Origin of the sequence: Acidovorax sp. LjRoot129 (assembly GCF_964253765.1) — a bacterium.
Taxonomy (GTDB): Bacteria; Pseudomonadota; Gammaproteobacteria; order Burkholderiales; family Burkholderiaceae_C; genus Acidovorax.
This window is the reverse complement of sequence record NZ_CAXUSE020000001.1, coordinates 4,866,483-4,883,250: the sequence shown is the minus strand read 5'-3', so window position 1 is coordinate 4,883,250 and position 16,768 is coordinate 4,866,483. Positions and strand designations below refer to the sequence as shown.

15 protein-coding genes are annotated in these 16,768 nt (G+C 66.0%); 8 read left to right on the top strand and 7 right to left on the bottom strand.

Annotation, left to right across the window (positions count from 1 at the left end; all coding sequences use genetic code 11):
* Positions 1–22: 22 nt before the first annotated feature.
* Both ACSQ3Q_RS22340 and ACSQ3Q_RS22335 read left to right on the top strand, forming a co-directional pair.
* The gene (locus ACSQ3Q_RS22340) at positions 23–538 is read left to right on the top strand and encodes a Dps family protein (RefSeq protein ID WP_436136501.1); all 516 of its coding nucleotides are present in this window, start codon (positions 23–25) and stop codon (positions 536–538) included.
* Positions 539–686: 148 nt separating this feature from the next.
* The gene (locus tag ACSQ3Q_RS22335) at positions 687–1,055 is read left to right on the top strand and encodes a response regulator (RefSeq protein WP_436136500.1); all 369 of its coding nucleotides are present in this window, start codon (positions 687–689) and stop codon (positions 1,053–1,055) included.
* 61 nt (positions 1,056–1,116) lie between these two features.
* Here ACSQ3Q_RS22335 and ACSQ3Q_RS22330 read toward each other — a convergent pair whose 3' ends face one another.
* Genes ACSQ3Q_RS22330 through ACSQ3Q_RS22315 form a run of 4 tightly spaced genes read right to left on the bottom strand, consistent with a single transcriptional unit; the run spans position 1,117 to position 7,314 of the window.
* Positions 1,117–2,283 (bottom strand): hybrid sensor histidine kinase/response regulator, encoded by a 1,167-nt coding sequence (locus tag ACSQ3Q_RS22330; protein WP_436137055.1) that lies wholly within the window; start codon positions 2,281–2,283, stop codon positions 1,117–1,119.
* A gap of 20 nt (positions 2,284–2,303) precedes the next feature.
* On the bottom strand, positions 2,304–2,909 hold the full coding sequence (locus tag ACSQ3Q_RS22325; protein ID WP_436136499.1) for a chemotaxis protein CheB: 606 nt from the start codon (positions 2,907–2,909) through the stop codon (positions 2,304–2,306).
* Positions 2,906–3,745 (bottom strand): CheR family methyltransferase, encoded by an 840-nt coding sequence (locus ACSQ3Q_RS22320; protein WP_436136498.1) that lies wholly within the window; start codon positions 3,743–3,745, stop codon positions 2,906–2,908. Before ACSQ3Q_RS22320 ends, ACSQ3Q_RS22325 begins: the two co-directional genes overlap by 4 nt.
* Before the next feature lie 32 nt (positions 3,746–3,777).
* Positions 3,778–7,314: a response regulator gene (locus ACSQ3Q_RS22315; RefSeq protein ID WP_436136497.1), complete on the bottom strand. Its 3,537-nt coding sequence runs from the start codon at positions 7,312–7,314 to the stop codon at positions 3,778–3,780.
* 155 nt (positions 7,315–7,469) lie between these two features.
* Here ACSQ3Q_RS22315 and ubiA point away from each other — a divergent pair, with 155 nt between their 5' ends.
* The gene (gene ubiA / locus ACSQ3Q_RS22310; RefSeq protein WP_436136496.1) at positions 7,470–8,357 is read left to right on the top strand and encodes a 4-hydroxybenzoate octaprenyltransferase; all 888 of its coding nucleotides are present in this window, start codon (positions 7,470–7,472) and stop codon (positions 8,355–8,357) included.
* A 58-nt stretch (positions 8,358–8,415) separates the two neighbouring features.
* Here ubiA and proC read toward each other — a convergent pair whose 3' ends face one another.
* The 3 genes from proC to ACSQ3Q_RS22295 all read right to left on the bottom strand — a co-directional run bounded on the left by proC (position 8,416) and on the right by ACSQ3Q_RS22295 (position 12,067).
* Positions 8,416–9,252, bottom strand: a complete 837-nt coding sequence (proC, locus tag ACSQ3Q_RS22305) for a pyrroline-5-carboxylate reductase (RefSeq protein WP_436136495.1) — start codon at positions 9,250–9,252, stop codon at positions 8,416–8,418.
* Between the two features lie 395 nt (positions 9,253–9,647).
* Entirely contained in the window at positions 9,648–11,141 is a 1,494-nt protein-coding gene (gene glpK / locus ACSQ3Q_RS22300; RefSeq protein ID WP_436136494.1) for a glycerol kinase GlpK, read from the bottom strand.
* Positions 11,142–11,302: 161 nt separating this feature from the next.
* Complete coding sequence (locus ACSQ3Q_RS22295) at positions 11,303–12,067, bottom strand: DeoR/GlpR family DNA-binding transcription regulator (RefSeq protein WP_010466350.1); 765 nt, start codon at positions 12,065–12,067, stop codon at positions 11,303–11,305.
* Positions 12,068–12,258: 191 nt separating this feature from the next.
* On the opposite strand from ACSQ3Q_RS22295, the gene ACSQ3Q_RS22290 reads away from it, so the two are divergent.
* The 5 genes from ACSQ3Q_RS22290 to ACSQ3Q_RS22270 all read left to right on the top strand — a co-directional run bounded on the left by ACSQ3Q_RS22290 (position 12,259) and on the right by ACSQ3Q_RS22270 (position 16,723).
* Positions 12,259–13,347, top strand: coding sequence for an ABC transporter ATP-binding protein (locus ACSQ3Q_RS22290; protein ID WP_436136493.1), 1,089 nt, complete (start codon positions 12,259–12,261; stop codon positions 13,345–13,347).
* Position 13,348: 1 nt separating this feature from the next.
* Positions 13,349–14,440, top strand: a complete 1,092-nt coding sequence (locus ACSQ3Q_RS22285; protein WP_436136492.1) for an ABC transporter ATP-binding protein — start codon at positions 13,349–13,351, stop codon at positions 14,438–14,440.
* 58 nt (positions 14,441–14,498) lie between these two features.
* Positions 14,499–15,389, top strand: a complete 891-nt coding sequence (locus ACSQ3Q_RS22280) for a carbohydrate ABC transporter permease (RefSeq protein ID WP_010466344.1) — start codon at positions 14,499–14,501, stop codon at positions 15,387–15,389.
* A gap of 63 nt (positions 15,390–15,452) precedes the next feature.
* Entirely contained in the window at positions 15,453–16,265 is an 813-nt protein-coding gene (locus tag ACSQ3Q_RS22275; RefSeq protein ID WP_436136491.1) for a carbohydrate ABC transporter permease, read from the top strand.
* Positions 16,266–16,414: 149 nt separating this feature from the next.
* Positions 16,415–16,723 carry a DUF2160 domain-containing protein gene (locus ACSQ3Q_RS22270; protein WP_436136490.1) on the top strand — a complete coding sequence of 103 codons (309 nt, stop codon included), beginning with the start codon at positions 16,415–16,417 and terminating at the stop codon, positions 16,721–16,723.
* Positions 16,724–16,768 lie beyond the last annotated feature (45 nt).

Below are 16,768 nucleotides of genomic sequence, written 5' to 3'. Positions count from 1 at the left end.
TTGTTCTGCGAAGGAGGCCCCCATGGCCAAAGCCCCTAAAGTCGTCGCCCCCTCGTCGGGTGCACCCCGCATCAACATCGGCATCAGCGACAAGGACCGCGCTGCGATTGCGCAAGGCCTGTCGCGCCTGCTGGCCGACACCTACACCCTGTACCTCACCACGCACAACTTCCACTGGAACGTGACAGGCCCGATGTTCAACACGCTGCACACCATGTTCATGGTGCAGTACACCGAGCTGTGGAACGCGGTCGACCCGATCGCCGAGCGCATCCGCTCGCTGGGCCACGTTGCCCCCGGTTCGTACGCCGAGTTCGGCAAGCTGGCCACCGTGCCCGATGCCCCCAGCCAGCCGCCCAAGGCCCTCGACATGGTGCGCGTGCTGGTCGAAGGCCATGAAGCCGTGGCCCGCACTGCGCGCAGCCTGTTCCCGGTGGCCGACAAGGCCAGCGACGAGCCCACGGCCGACCTGCTGACCCAGCGCCTCACGGTGCATGAACAGACGGCTTGGATGCTGCGCTCGCTGCTGGAAGAGTAAGCACGAGTGCCCGCTGGGGCCGTCACTCGCGTGGTCCGCTCGACAGTCCGTTTTGTCCTACAACAGTTGTGAGTATTTGTACGGATGATGCGGGGTTTCCAACTGCCGCTCGCTGGGGCGGCGCGATGGCTAGGCCAACTGGTGATCTATGCGAATCCTCTACGTTGAAGACAACCCTGAACTGCGTGAAACCATCGGCATGTTGATGGAGGCAGATGGGCAGACGGTGACGTCGTGTGCCACTGCGGAGGAGGCGCTGGCCTTGGACATGGACGACCCCTTCGACGTGCTCGTGTCCGACGTCAGCCTGCCGGGAATGTCCGGGACGGACCTGGCGCGCCAGCTGCTGGCCGTCGACCCCCAGCGCTGGGTGGTGCTGTGCACCGGGTATGACCTGGGCGACTACACCAATGGGTGGGGACCCAACGTGAGAACCCTGCTGAAGCCCTTCGAGCTGGAAGACCTCGACACGCTGCTGGCGGCCATCCGAACCTCGGTGCACCGCACCGCTGCCTGAGCGCGCGGCGGGGCCCTGTCCGCCTCTCTCGCGCCGCGCTGAACCTACCCTCCCAACGGCGCTATGCCGCCTGCGTCGCCGCGGCTCCTGGCGCCACGCGCGGCAGTGTTACCCGAAACCGCGTCACGCCGGCCTGGGAGCGCACATCGATGTCGCCGCCATGTGCCAAGACAATCTGGTGGGCAATGAACAGGCCCAGCCCCAGGCCCTGTTGCCTGCCGGCCGATGGCTCGCGGCCCCGGAACGGGTCAAAAAGCTGCGGCAACAGGTCGGGATCGATGGTGCCGCCATTGGCGACCTCCAGCACGACAACATCGGCGCAGCGGCCGTCCAGCAGCACCTGCACCGGCTCGGTCGGTGTGCCATGGTGCACGGCATTGCCGACCAGGTTGGTCATCACCTGGCAGATGCGCTCGCCATCCCAGACACCCTGGAGGTCGCCCAGCAGCATAGGGTTGATCTGGCGCTCCGGGAAGCTGGTCTGGATTTCTTCCAGGATGCGTTGCACAAGGGCCTGCATATCCGCAGGGGCCGGCTTGAGCGCCAGCCCGCCGGCCTGGCGGATGCGCGTTACGTCCAGCAGGTCCTCGATCATCCCGCCCATGCGCTGGCTGCTGCTGAGCAGCCGATCGGCCATGGCGGCCACCTTGTCGGTGTCGGGCTGGCGTTTGAGCATTGTGGCGGCCGCTGAAATCGACATCAGCGGCGTGCGCAGGTCGTGCCCCAGAACCGCCATGAACATCTCGTTGACGCGCAAGGCCTCGGTGCGTTGCTGCAGTGCCAAAGCCAGGGCCTGCTTGCGTCGGTGCAACTCAAAAAATACCTGGGCCTTGCTGTGGAGCATGTGCGGGTCCACCGGCTTGTAGAGAAAGTCCACCGCCCCGCTTTCGTAGCCGCGAAACTGCCAGTTCTGCTCCCGCGAGCCGGCGGTCATGAAGATCAGCGGAATGTGCCGCGTGCGCTCGCTGCCCCGCATCAGCTCGGCCAGCTCAAAGCCGTTCATGTCCGGCATCTGCACGTCCAGCAATGCCAGGGCCACATCGCTGTGTTCCAGCAGCAGCTCCAGCGCTTCGGGGCCCGATTGCGCTTTCAGGATTTCGACGCCGCCGCGCTGCTCCAGCAACGCTTCCAGCGCGATCAGGTTTTCCGGGACGTCGTCGACCAGCAGGCACTTGATGCCTGGGGCCGCGTGCAGCGGATGGCTGGGCAGGGGCGCTGGGGGGATCATCGGTTGCGGGTGGGTCATCTTCACAGCAGGCTTTGGTGGTGCAGTTGCGCTAGCAAGGCTGCAATGCCCGCAGGGGGCAAGGTGTGGTCGACAGGTGTGCAGGCCAGGGCCGCGCGGGGCATGGTCGGCATCGGCGCGCTCGCAGGCTCCTGCACGATGGCCAGGCCGCCCGCAGCGTGGATGGCTGCCAGGCCCTGCGCTCCGTCTTCATTCGCCCCCGACAGCAAGATGCCCACCAGGCGCGGGCCGTACAGGTCGGCGGCGGACTCGAACAGCACGTCGATGGAGGGGCGCGAGAAGTGAACGGGCGCATCGACCGACAGCGACAGGCGGGGCCCCTCGTCCATCAACAGGTGGTAGTCGGGGGGCGCAAAGTACACGGTGCCGGGCTCCACGCCATCCTTGTCCTGGGCTTCCTTCAGGGGCAGCGGGCAGCGTTTGCGGAAGATTTCTGCCAGCAGGCTGCGCCGGTCCCGTGGCAAATGCAGCACCACCACGACGGCTGCGCGCAGCGTCGGGGGCAGGGCAGGCAGCAGGACGGTAAGGGCTTCGACGCCGCCCGAAGATCCGCCAATCACGATGGCGTCGTAGCTGGTGCGGGTGGTCCGGATCGCGCTGCCGGTCATAGGCCTGCCTTCTTGCGGTAGATGCGGTCTTCGAGCACAAAGTCGTCAAAGGCATCGGTCTGTGCTGAAAAGCGCAGCGACTCCTTGGAGCCCAGGCCGAGGAAGCCCCGGTGGCACAGCGCCTCGCGGAACAAGTCCAGCGCGCGATTTTGCAGGTCGCGCTCAAAGTAGATCAGGACATTGCGGCAGGACACCAGGTGCACTTCGGCGAACACGCTGTCGGTCGCCAAGCTGTGGTCAGAGAACACCATGTGTTCGCGCAGCGACTTGTCGAACACCACCCGCTCGTAGCGCGCCGTGTAGTAGTCCGACAGCGAACTGCGGGCCCCCGAGCGGATGTGGTTTTCGGTAAAGGCGGGCACACGTGCCACGTCGAACACGCCGGCCTCGGCCGCGCGCAGCGCGTGGGGGTTGATGTCGGTGGCGTAGATCAGGGTGCGTTCGAGCAGCCCTTCCTCGTGCAGCAGGATCGCGAGCGAATACACCTCCTCACCCGCGCTGCATCCGGCCACCCAGATCTTGAGCGAGGGGTAGGTGCGCAGCAGCGGCACCACCTGCTCGCGCAGCGACCGGAAGTAGGTCGGGTCGCGGAACATGTCGCTCACCTGCACCGTGAGGTATTCCAGCAGCGCCGGGAACACGCTGGGCTCGTGCAGCACGCGGTCCTGCAATTGCGACAGCGTCTTGCATTGAAAGTGCAGCAGCGCCGTGTTCAGCCGGCGCTTGAGCGACGCCGGGGCGTAGCCGCGGAAGTCGTAGTGGTAGCGGTGGTAGATCGCATCGATCAGCAGGCGCTGCTCGATGTCTGCGGTCTTGGCTTTTTTCTGGTGGGGCATGGGCCGAAGGGGGCGTTGTGCGCAGTGGCGGCCTATTTCGGCATCCATACGCGCACCAGCGACAGGAGCTTTTCCACGTCCAGGGGCTTGGCAATGTAGTCGTTGGCGCCCGCGGCCAGGCACTTTTCCTGGTCGTCCTTCATGGCCTTGGCCGTCAGCGCAATGATGGGCAGGCGGCGCCAGGCGGGGCGGGTGCGGATCTCGCGCATGGCGGTGTAGCCGTCCATCTCCGGCATCATGATGTCCATCAGAACCAGGTCGACCGCGGGGCCGGTGCTGTCTGCGCGCTCCAGCGCCTCGAGCGCTTCACGCCCGTTGCGGGCAATTTGCAGCCGGATGCCGGTGGGCTCCAGGATGCTGGAGAGCGCGAACACATTGCGCACATCGTCCTCGACCACCAGCACCGTGCGCCCTTCCAGCGCGGTTTCGCGGTTGCGCGCCAGCTGCAGCATCTGCCGGTGTTCAACCGAGAGTTCCGATTCAACCTGGTGCAGAAACAGAGTGACTTCGTCGAGCAGCCTCTCCGGCGAGCGGGCGTCCTTGACGATGATCGATTTGGAAAAGCGCCGCAGCTGCTGCTCTTCGTCGCGCGACAGCGCCCGGCCGGTGTACACGATGATGGGCGGGAAGGACACGCCGTCCTGGTCCGTCATCTGCTCGAGCAGCTCGAAGCCGGTGAGGTCGGGCAGGTTCAGGTCCATCACCATGCAGTCGAACGTCGAGCCGCGCAGGTGGTGGAGGGCGGCGCTGGCCGTGCCGGCGCAGACGATTTCCACGTCGTCGCGGCGCAGCAGGTCGCGCACGCTCTCGCGCTGGCGCTCGTCGTCTTCCACCACCAGCACGCGGCGCAGGTTCTGCGTGAACTTGGCCTCCAGCCGGTGCAAGGCCTGCACCAGCTCGTCCCGCTTGACGGGCTTGAGCGCGTAGCCGACCGCGCCGCGCCCCATGGCTTCCTGCGAATAGTCGGCCACTGACACCACATGCACAGGGATGTGCCGCGTGGCCGGGTTGCGCTTGAGCTGGTCCAGCACCCCGAGCCCCGAGAAATCCGGCAGGTTCACGTCCAGCACGATGGCGCTGGGCAGGCTCTGCGCGGCAAACGCCAGTCCGTCGGCCGCGTTGTGCGCCAGGTGGCACTCGAAGTCCATCTCCTTGGCCAGATCGCGCAGGATGTGGGCAAACCGCTCATCGTCCTCGATCACCAGGATGCTGCGTGCTCCGGCGCGGACCGGGGAGGGCCCCGACACACCTTCAGGGCGCACCGGGGCGGCGCCCGAGGGCGTCGCGCCCGCCAGATCGGTGGCCCGCGACGCGCCAGCAGACAGGGATGCAGACGGCGTGTGCGCTGCGTTTGGGCTGCCGGTTGGGCCTGGTGGGGCTGTGGGCGCTGTTGGCCCAGCGGCGTGCGCCGCTGCGATGCCCGTCATGGTCGTCACCGTGGCGGTCGCTGCCGACGCCTGCGCGTCCAGCTGCTGCGGCAGCACCAGCGTGAAGACGCTGCCTTCGCCCGGAGTGCTGCGCACCGACAATGTGCCCCCCAGCAACTGCGCCAGATCGCGCGAGATCGACAGGCCCAGCCCCGTGCCGCCGTATTTGCGGTGGGTGCTGCCATCGGCCTGGCGAAAGGCTTCAAAAATCAGATCCTGCTGGTGTGCAGGGATGCCAATGCCGGTGTCTTTCACCGCAAACGACAGGGTGTCGTCCGGGTTGCGGGACACATGCAGTTCAACCGAACCCTTCTCGGTGAACTTGAGCGCGTTGGACAGCAGGTTCTTGAGCACCTGGCCCAGCCGCAGCGGGTCCGTGGCCATCTCTGCAGGCAGATCCGGCGCCAGGGTGGCGTGGAGGGTCAGGCGCTTTTCTTGTGCCAGGGGCCGCAGTGGGTCGATCAGCCCGTTCAGGGCACGGGCAATGTTGACGGGCTCGACCGACAGCGTGGCCTGCCCCGCCTCGATCTTGGACAGGTCCAGGATGTCGTTGATCAGTGCCAGCAGGTCGTTGCCCGCGGCGTAGATGGTCTGCGCGTACTTCACCTGTTCGGTGCTGAGGTTGCCGGGCTTGTTGTCCGCCAGCAGCTTGGCCAGGATGAGCGTGGAATTGAGCGGGGTGCGCAGCTCGTGGCTCATGTTGGCAAGGAACTCGCTCTTGTACTGGCTGGCCTGCTCCAGCTCCTGGGCCTTGTCGGTCATCGCGCTCTGGGCGCGCAGCAGCTGCTCGCGCTGGTACTCCAGCTGCTGGGTCTGCTGCTCCAGGTGCGCGTTGGTCTGCTCCAGCTCGGTTTGCGCAACCTCCATCTGCGCCTGCGATTCCTGAAGAATCCGGCTTTGCTGCTCCAGCTCCTCGTTGCTGACCCGCAGTTCCTCCTGCTGCGTTTGCAGCTCTTCGGACTGGCGCTGGGTTTCTTCCAGCAGGTTCTGCAGGCGGTTGCGGTCGATGCCCGAGCGGATGGCCACGGCCAGCATCTCGGAGGAGCGCTCCATCAGGGTGCGTTCCGCATCGGTGACCGGGCGGTTGAACCCCAGCTCGATCACGGCATAGACCTGCCCATGCTCCACCGCGGGCGCCACCAGCAGCTCTGCGGCGCTGGCCTGGCCCGTGGCCGACGACACCGGCAGGTAGCCGGCCGGCACGTCGCGCACGTGCATCAGTTGGCGCGACCGTGCGGCCTGGCCCACCAGGCCTTCATCGCTGAGCAAGGTGGCTGCCAGGCGCTCGCGCGGCAGCGCGTAGCCGCCAAACAGGGTGAAGCCTGCGGTGTCTTGCGCCACATACCCCGCGCCGACCTGGGCCCGGAGGTAGCCGGCGAGGTATTCCAGGGCAAGCTGGCCGATGTCTTCGAGCCGGTGGCCGCCCTGGATGCGCTGGCTCAGGCCGGTGAGCCCTGCCGAGATCCACGACTGGATGGATTTCGCGCGGTACTCCCGCGCCGTGATGCTGGCCGAGATGCAGATCAGGATCAGAAGCACCAACGACCCCGCCCCCGAGTACATGTTGGAGTTGCTTGCCGCGTTCACCCACAGTTGGCGCCGCGTCTCCAGCTGCAGGTTTTGCTGGGTGCGCAGGGTTTCGGTCACCTCGCGGATCCGTTCCATGAGCTCCTGGCCGGCGCCGCTTTGCACCAGGGTCATCGCGCCCACCCCATCGCCCGACTTGCGCAGGGCAATGGTTTCACTGAGTTCGCGCAGTTTTTGCTGGGTCAGTTCCTCAAGTTGATCCACCAGCTGCTTGTGAACCGCATAGTCTGCGGCGCTGGTCTTGAGGTCCGTCAGGTGTTTGTGCAACGAGGTGACGGCAGCGTCAAAGGGCTTGAGATAGCTCAGGTCGCCTGTCAGCAGATAGCCCCGCTGGCCCGTCTCTGCGTCCCGGATCGCCAAGGTGAACAGATTGAGCTGGCGCATGGCCAGCGTGGTGCGGTCCATGGCGCGCACGGCGTCGGTGCGCGTTTCGGCCGAACGGAAGTTCACGAGGGCGATGACCAGGGTCGCCAGGGCCGCCAGGATGAAGCCCGCCATCAGCGTGCGGGGAATGGCGAAACGGGAGGCGGCCTGGGGGCTTGAAAAGCGGGTCATGCGGAGCAGGTCGGTGGTGTAGGCAACCGCGCACTTTACTGGTTTTGCTGCGGCCATTGGCACCCTCAGGATTGGCGACCACCGGGTGGCTGCTACATTCGGTGCGCCCACGGCGTCAGTGGGCGATTCGCCTTGATTTTTTGCCCCTGCCTCGCATGTCCACCGCCCCACCGCGCAGCCGCTTCGCCCTGTACCTTGACCTCATCCGCTGGGACCGCCCCGCGGGCTGGCTGGTGTGCCTGTGGCCCACGCTCTCTGCCTTGTGGATCGCGGCGGACGGCTTCCCGGGCTGGCACCTGCTGGCGGTGTTCGTGCTGGGCACCTTCCTCATGCGCAGCGCCGGCTGCTGCGTAAATGACGTCGCCGACCGCGACTTTGACAAACACGTCAAGCGCACCGCGCAGCGCCCGGTCACTACTGGCGCCGTATCTGTGAAGGAGGCCCTGGGTCTGGGCGCCGTGCTGGCGCTGCTGGCGTTCGGCCTGGTGTTCACCACCAACGCGGCAGCCATTGCCTGGTCGGTGCCCGCGCTGCTGGTCGCCATTGCCTACCCCTTCACAAAGCGCATCATCTCCATGCCCCAGGCGGTGCTGGGCATCGCCTTCAACTTCGGCATCGTGATCGCATTTGCCGCCGTGCAGGGCAGCGTGCCTGCCGTGGCGGGGTGGATGTGGCTGGGCAACCTGTTCTGGGTGCTGGCCTACGACACCGAATACGCCATGGTCGACCGCGACGACGACCTCAAGATCGGCATCAAGACCTCGGCCATCACCCTGGGCCGCTGGGATGTGCCGGCCATCGTGGCGTTCTACCTGCTTTTTTTGTCTATTTGGGCTCTGGCGCTTTATCCATATGCCTTAGGCGCTACTTTTTATGTAGCAATTGCCGTTGCGCTGGCTCAGGTGCTGTGGCACTTCACGCTGATTCGCCACCGCACGCGCGAAGGCTGCTTTGTGGCCTTCCGCGTCAACCACTGGCTCGGGGCCACGGTGTTTGCGGGGATTGCCGGCAGCTACCTGTTGCGCGGTTTGCTACTCAATTGATAGCTATTGGCGTTTATCAGATAAGCGCTAGAGGCCAAAAAGAGCCCTATTCTGGGCGTCAGGCGCCGAATTCATCGCCCAATTCATGCGCGCGCTGCTCGGCGGCGCGCAGCGCGGCTTCAAAGCTGGCGCCCATGCCGGCGGCTTCCATGGACTGCAGCGCCGCGTAGGTCGTGCCGCCCTTGGACGTGACGCGCTGGCGCAGCACGGCGGGCGGCTCGTCCGAGCGGCGCGCCAGTTCGGACGCGCCGACAAATGTGCCCACGGCCAACTGGTGCGCCTGCGCTTCGCTCAGTCCCATGCCAACACCCGCGCGCGTCATGGCTTCGAGGAAATAGAACACGTAGGCCGGGCCCGAACCCGACAGAGCGGTGACGGCATCAAGCTGCTTTTCAGACTCCACCCACAGGAACTCGCCGGTGGACTCCATGATGGCTTCGACCTGCGTGCGCTCGGCTGCGCCCACCGCGGGGCGGGCGTACAGCGCGCTCATGCCTTTGCCCACCAGCGCCGGCGTGTTGGGCATGGTGCGCACGATGCGCTCGGTGCCCAGCCACTGGGCGATGCTGTCCGAGCGGATGCCGGCGGCGACGCTCAGGTGCAGGGCATCTGCCGTGTGCGCCTTGGCCTGGGCGGCTGCATCCTTGAAGGTCTGGGGCTTGACGGCCCAGACCACGATGCGCGCGCGCTGCAGGGCAGGGCTGGCCTCGGGCTGGGCGTCGATGCCGTAGTTCTTGCGCAGCGCTTCGCGCGCCTCGGCCCAGGGCTCGACCACCTCGATCTGGCCGGCCGGATGGCCCTGGTGGATCAGCCCGCCAATGATGGCGCTGGCCATGTTGCCGCCGCCGATGAAGGCGATGGGGGGAAGGCTGGGGGAGGCGGCGGTCTGGCTCATGGTGCAGGCAATGGATGGGTCAAAGCAGGAATGTGATGGTATCCGCGTTGGATTGCCAGCATGGATGTGTTCCCAGGCTGGGGTGCGAAGTCGAACACCGGAGCGGGGAGCATGCATTGCCAATCCCGCCGCTGGTGCGGGTTGGAGAAGCTCCGCACCTTTCAGCGCCCGCATCGCCACCACGATGGCACCCGGCGCTGCCTCAGGGCCAGGGCAGCCAAGCAAGGGCCGCCCCGCAGCGAGGGCTGCGTCCCCCTTCCCGAATGGCGCAGCCATTCGAGAGAAGGGGCTGAGGGCCGCGGCTCCGAGCCTGCTTGCGCAGGCTTGGACGTGCCCGAAGAGCCGCCGCCTCTGGCGACGGTGCCGAGGCGCGCAGCGCCTCAGGGGGATGGACTCTATTCAGCCGTGGTCTGCCGCACCGCGTGTTCCCAATTCGCCATCAGCTCCTGCGCCCGCGTGTTGCTCAGTGTGGGCACAAACCGCCGGTCGGCACGCCACAGTTGCGACAGCTCATCCGTGCTGCGGTACACCCCGCTGGACAACCCCGCCAGGTACGCCGCCCCCAGCGCCGTGGTCTCGATCACGGCCGGGCGCACCACGGGGATGCCCAGCAGGTCGGCCTGGAACTGCATCAGCAAATCGTTGATGCACGCGCCGCCGTCCACGCGCAGTTCGCTCACCGGCGCGCCGCCCGCGGCCACGGCGTCGCGGCTCATGGCCAAAAGCAGGGCGGCGCTTTGGTAGGCAATGCTCTCCAGCGCCGCGCGGGCAATGTGGCCCAGCGTGGTGCCGCGCGTGAGGCCGGTGATCGTGCCGCGCGAGTCGGGTTTCCAGTACGGGGCGCCAAGCCCAGTGAAGGCCGGCACCATCATCACGCCGCCCGAATCCGGCACGCTTTGCGCCAGCGATTCGACCTCGCTGCTGGTCGAGATGGCGCGCAGGCCGTCGCGCAGCCACTGCACCACGGCACCGCCGACGAAGACGCTGCCCTCCATGGCGAACTCGGGCGTTGTCCCGGTCTGCGCCGCGCTGGTGGTGAGCAGGCCGTTGTGCGATGTCTGGAACTTGCTGCCCGTGTGCATCAGCATGAAGCAGCCCGTGCCATAGGTGTTCTTGGCCATGCCGGCGGTAAAACAGGCCTGGCCGAACAGCGCGCTTTGCTGGTCGCCTGCCACACCGCCCACAGGCGCGGCGTGGCCCAGCAGGTCGGCGGCGATGTCGCAAAAGTGCGAGCTCGATGGCTGTACCTCGGGCATCAGCGATCTGGGGATGCGCAGCAGCGCCAGCAGCTCATCGTCCCACTGGTTGGTGTGCACGTTGAACAGCATGGTGCGCGAGGCGTTGCTCACGTCCGTCACATGCACCTGTCCGTGGGTGAGCTTCCACATCAGCCAGCTGTCCACCGTGCCAAAGGCCAGCTCGCCGCGCTCGGCCGCGTCGCGGGCGCCGGGCACGTGGTCCAGCAGCCACTGCAGCTTGGTGCCCGAGAAATACGCGTCCACCAGCAGCCCCGTCTTGGCCTGGATGGTGGCCGCGTGGCCCTGGCTGCGCAGCTGGGCGCAGGCGGGTTCGGCGCGCCGGTCCTGCCAGACGATGGCGTGGTGCACCGGCTGGCCGGTCTTGCGGTTCCACAGCACCGTGGTCTCGCGCTGGTTGGTGATGCCCACGGCGCGCACGGCGCTGGCCGCAATGCCGGCCTTGGCCAACGCATCGCGCGCCGTAGCCAACTGGGTGCGCCAGATCTCCAGCGGGTCGTGCTCCACCCAGCCGGGCTGGGGGTAGATTTGCGGCAGCTCCAGCTGCGCCTGCGCCACGATGTGGCCCTGCTCGTCAAAGACGATGCTGCGGGAGCTGGAAGTGCCTTGGTCGAGTGCGAGCAGGTAGGTCATGGTGGCGGGATCTCCAAAAATCGTGAATCCGTGTAGTGTCCGCGGCGGTCGGTTCGCGCGCGGCCCAGGCCAGTGGACGCCGAGCAAGGGCCGCCCCGCAGCGAGGGCGTCGTCCCCCTTGAGGGGGAAGGCGCCGCAGGCGACTCAGGGGGTGTTCCTCCTCATGCTGCGACGGTGCAGATCACCTCTGCATCCTGCAGCAGTGCAGGAAACGGCTCCGGCGGCGGCGCGTCAGTGAACAGGCGGTCGATCTGCGCCAGCGTGGCCAGCTGCACCATCGCCGGGCGGTTGAACTTGCTGTGGTCGGCCGCCAGCCAGACCTCGCGCGACTGTTCGATGATGGTTTGCGCGACCTTCACCTCGCGGTAGTCGAAGTCGCGCAGCGAACCGTCGGGCTCCACGCCGGAGATGCCGATGAGCGCGATGTCGACCTTGAACTGGCGGATGAAGTCCACCGCCGCCTCGCCCACGATGCCGCGGTCGCGCGTGCGCACCACGCCGCCGGCGACGATGACTTCGCACTCGGGGTTGCCGCTCAGGATGGCGGCCACGTTGAGGTTGTTGGTGATCACGCGCAGGCCGCGGTGGTGCAGCAAGGCCTTGGCAATGGCTTCGGTGGTGGTGCCGATGTTCAAGATCAGCGAACAGTCGTTGGGCACCTGGCTCGCCACGGCGCGGGCTATGCGCGCTTTGCCCTCGGCATGCAGCGTTTCGCGCTGGGTGTGGGCCAGGTTCTCGACGGTGGAGCTGGGCACGCGCACGCCGCCATGAAAGCGCGTGAGCAGCCCGGACTCCGCCAGGCGCTGCACGTCGCGGCGCACCGTCTGCAGCGTCACACCCAGGGTGTCGGCCAGTTGCTCCACCGTGGCGGATTTGCGCGCGCGGACTTCTTCCAGCAGCAGCAGTTGTCGAGGATTCGTATTCACGCGTATTAATTGTCTATGGGGTGCGGATACTTTAAATCGAACAAAAAGGAACTCATTAAGGGTAAACCTTGATTCAATACGATCAGAAAAGAACAAAAATGAACGCAATCGAAAACGAGGTGCTGGACTGCGTGCGCAGCCGGCGCCAGACCCATACGGCCCCGGGAGGGGTCTACTAGAAAGGTTGCGTGATGCAGCTGGCACTGGACAGCATCAGCAAAAAGGTAGGACCGCAGACCTGGCTTCATGACATGAGCCTGGCGCTGCACAGCGGCGCCGTCACGGTGCTGCTGGGTGCCACGCAGGCGGGCAAGACCAGCCTGATGCGCATCATGGCCGGGCTGGACACCCCCACGGCAGGCCGCGTGACCGTCGACGGGGTGAATGTGACCGGCATGCCGGTGCGCGACCGCAACGTGGCCATGGTGTACCAGCAGTTCATCAACTACCCCTCGATGAAGGTCGCGGCCAACATCGCGTCGCCGCTCAAGCTGCGCGGCGAAAAGAACATCGATGCCCGGGTGCGCGAAATCGCCAGCCGCCTGCACATCGACATGTTCCTGGACCGCTATCCGGCCGAGCTGTCGGGCGGGCAACAGCAGCGCGTGGCGCTGGCCCGTGCGTTGGCCAAGGGCGCGCCGCTGATGCTGCTCGATGAACCCCTGGTGAACCTGGACTACAAGCTGCGTGAAGAGCTGCGCGAAGAACTCACGCAACTGTTCGCCGCAGGGCAGTCCACGGTGGTCTATGCCACCACCGAGCCAGGCGAGGCCCTGCTGCTGGGCGGTTACACCGCGGTGCTCGACGAAGGGCAACTGCTGCAGTACGGCCCCACGGCCGAGGTGTTCCACGCGCCCAACTCGCTGCGCGTGGCGCGAGCCTTTAGCGATCCGCCGATGAATCTGCTGCCCGCCACGGTGGTCGCGCAGGGTGTGCAGCTTCCGGGTGGCACGGTGCTGTCGGTCCCGCTGCCCCAGGGTGCGGCGGCGGGTGGCGTCACCGTGGGCGTGCGCGCCAGTGCGCTGCGCGTCCACGCACGTCCCGGCGACGTGAGCGTGAGCGGCACGGTGGAGCTGGCCGAGATTTCGGGGTCCGACACCTTCGTGCACGCATCCACGCCATGGGGCGACCTGGTCGCCCAGTTGACCGGCGTGCATTACTTTGAATTGGGGGCGGCCATCACGCTGCATCTGGACCCGTCGCAGGCCTACGTGTTCGGCGCCGACGGCCGCCTGGTTTGGGCGCCCGCGCGACACCGCGCCGTACAAGGAGGGCGTTGAGATGGCCCGCATCAGTTTGGATCTCGCGCATTCGTACAAGCCGAATCCGCAGCAGGACAGCGACTACGCTTTGATGCCGCTCAAGATGGAGTTCGAGGACGGTGGCGCCTACGCGCTGCTCGGTCCCTCGGGCTGCGGCAAGACGACCATGCTCAACATCATGTCGGGCCTGCTCGTGCCTTCGCATGGCAAGGTGCTGTTCGACGGGCGTGACGTGACGCGGGCCAGCCCGCAGGAGCGCAACATCGCCCAGGTGTTCCAGTTTCCGGTGATCTACGACACCATGACGGTGGCCGAGAACCTGGCGTTCCCCTTGCGCAACCGCAAGGTGCCCGAAGACCAGATCAAGCAGCGTGTGGGTGTGATTGCCGAGATGCTGGAGATGAGCGGCCAGCTCAACCAGCGCGCCGCCGGTCTCGCGGCCGACGCCAAGCAGAAGATTTCGCTCGGCCGCGGCCTGGTGCGCTCCGATGTGGCGGCGGTGCTGTTCGACGAGCCGCTCACGGTGATCGACCCGCACCTCAAGTGGCAGCTGCGCCGCAAGCTCAAGCAGATCCACCACGAGCTCAAGCTCACGCTGATCTACGTGACGCACGACCAGGTCGAGGCACTGACCTTTGCCGACCAGGTGGTGGTGATGACGCGCGGCAAGGCGGTGCAGGTGGGCTCGGCCGATGCATTGTTCGAGCGGCCTGCACACACCTTCGTGGGCCATTTCATTGGCTCGCCCGGCATGAACTTCCTGCCCGCCCAGCGCGACGGTGCGTACCTGTCGGTGGCGGGCCATCGTCTGGCGCCGCCATCCGGCCGGGCGTTGCCAGAGGGCGCGCTGCAGGTCGGTGTGCGGCCCGAGTACCTGGCCTTGGCCGAGCCCCGGCAGGCCGGTGCCTTGCCCTGCACCGTGGTGCAGGTGCAGGACATCGGCACCTACCTGATGCTGACCGCCAAGGTGGGCGAGCACACGCTCAAGGCGCGCTTCACGCCGGAGACGCGCTTGCCCTCGGCGGGCGACGCGGTGTGGCTGCAGGTGCTCGGCGAGCACACCTGCTTCTATCAAAACGAACAATTGCTGGCCGCGGAGGTCACCCCATGAGCACCGCCCGGCCGCCCGAAGGCGCTCAGCACCACAGTGCGCAGCACGGAGGTTTCCAATGAGCACCACGACCAAGCCCGTAAACCAGAAGGCCTGGTTCCTGATCCTGCCGGTCATCATCTGCGTGGCCTTCTCGGCCATCCTGCCGCTGATGACGGTGGTGAACTACTCGGTGCAGGACATCATCTCGCCTGAGCGGCGCGTGTTTGTCGGCACCGAATGGTTTGCCGCCGTGATGCGCGACGAGGAGCTGCATGCCGCGCTGTGGCGGCAGATCACGTTCTCGCTGTCGGTGCTGGCGGTGGAGATTCCGCTCGGCATCGCGCTGGCGCTGTCCATGCCCGCGCAGGGCTGGAAGTCGTCCGCCGTGCTGGTGGTGGTGGCCCTGTCGCTGCTGATCCCGTGGAACGTGGTGGGCACCATCTGGCAGATCTATGGCCGCGCCGACATCGGGCTCATGGGCCGCATGCTGCAGGAGATCGGCATCGAATACAGCTACACCGGCAACGCCACGCAGGCTTGGCTCACGGTGCTGCTGATGGACGTATGGCACTGGACCCCGCTGGTGGCGCTGCTGGCGTTTGCCGGGCTGCGCTCCATCCCGGACGCGTACTACCAGGCCGCGCGCATCGACGGCGCCAGCAAGTTCGCGGTGTTCCGCTACATCCAGCTGCCCAAGATGCGCGGCGTGCTGATGATCGCGGTGCTGCTGCGCTTCATGGACAGTTTCATGATCTACACCGAGCCGTTTGTGCTGACGGGCGGCGGGCCAGGCAATGCGACCACCTTCCTCAGCCAGTACCTCACTACCAAGGCGGTGGGCCAGTTCGACCTGGGGCCGGCGGCGGCGTTCTCGCTGATCTATTTCTTCATCATCCTGCTGCTGTGCTTCATCCTCTACAACTGGATGCAGCGCGTGGGCACCCAGCAGCCCGAGGTGCAGGAATGAGCATTAAAAATGCCGCTAGCGCTTATTGGATAAGCGCTCATAGCTATAAAAACAGGAGCAACCATGCCTGAGCGCAGATTCCGCAAGCGGACGATCTTTCTGCTGGCGTACCTGGTGTTTGCGGTGCTGCCCATCTACTGGATGGTCAACATGAGCTTCAAGACGAACGCGGAGATTTTGTCGACGTTCTCGTTCTTCCCGCAGAACCTCACCTGGGACAACTACAAGACCATCTTCACCGATGAGTCCTGGTACTCGGGCTACATCAACAGCCTGATCTACGTGAGCATCAACATGGTGATCACGCTCACCGTGGCCCTGCCCGCGGCTTATGCGTTCTCGCGCTACAGCTTCCTGGGCGACAAGCACGTGTTCTTCTGGCTGCTGACCAACCGCATGACGCCCCCTGCGGTGTTCCTGCTGCCGTTCTTTCAGCTCTACACCACCGTGGGGCTGATGGACACGCACATTGCCGTGGCGCTGGCGCACTTGCTGTTCAGCGTGCCGCTGGCGGTGTGGATCCTGGAAGGCTTCATGAGCGGCATCCCGCGCGAGATCGACGAGACGGCGTACATCGACGGCTACAGCTTTCCGCGGTTTTTCATGACGGTGTTTCTGCCGCTGATCAAGGCGGGTGTGGGTGTGGCGGCGTTCTTCTGCTTCATGTTCAGCTGGGTGGAGCTGCTGCTGGCCCGCACGCTGACCAGCGTGAACGCCAAGCCCATCGTGGCCACCATGACACGCACGGTGAGTGCCAGTGGCATGGACTGGGCGACGCTGGCCGCCGCCGGCGTGCTGACCATCGTGCCGGGCGCCATCGTGATCTGGTTTGTGCGGCACTACATCGCGAAGGGTTTCGCGATGGGCCGCGTCTAGCGTGAAGGGAGACAGAACCATGAACTACACCAGTTCGCTGCAGAGTGCGCAGGCCTTCCGACGCCAGCGGCAGCCGTGGAACGGGCTTCGCCCGGCCACCAGCTGCGTCCCCCCGGGGGGACGCGCCGCAGGCGCTCAGGGGGGTACAAATGTTTGAGTGGATGGCCTGGACCCTGCCGGTGGCAGTGTTCTTCACATGCATCGTGCTGATGCTGGTGGGCATGACGGTGTGGGAGTTCAAGTCCCCCACCACGATGCGCAAGGGGTTCCTGCCGCTGGAAACCACGCGCGGCGATCGCCTGTTCATCGGCCTGCTCTCGGCCGCGTATGTGAATCTGATTTTTGTGGGCATCAGCGGCAAGCTGGCGCAGTGGTTCAGCTTGGGCGAAGACCCGTCGATCTGGTTCAGCTTCGTGCTGTCCATGCTGCTGCTCGCGCTGATCATGCGCAAAGGCTGAACGGCCAACAAGGTTCCCGTCGCGCGGCTCGATCCTTCCCCGGAG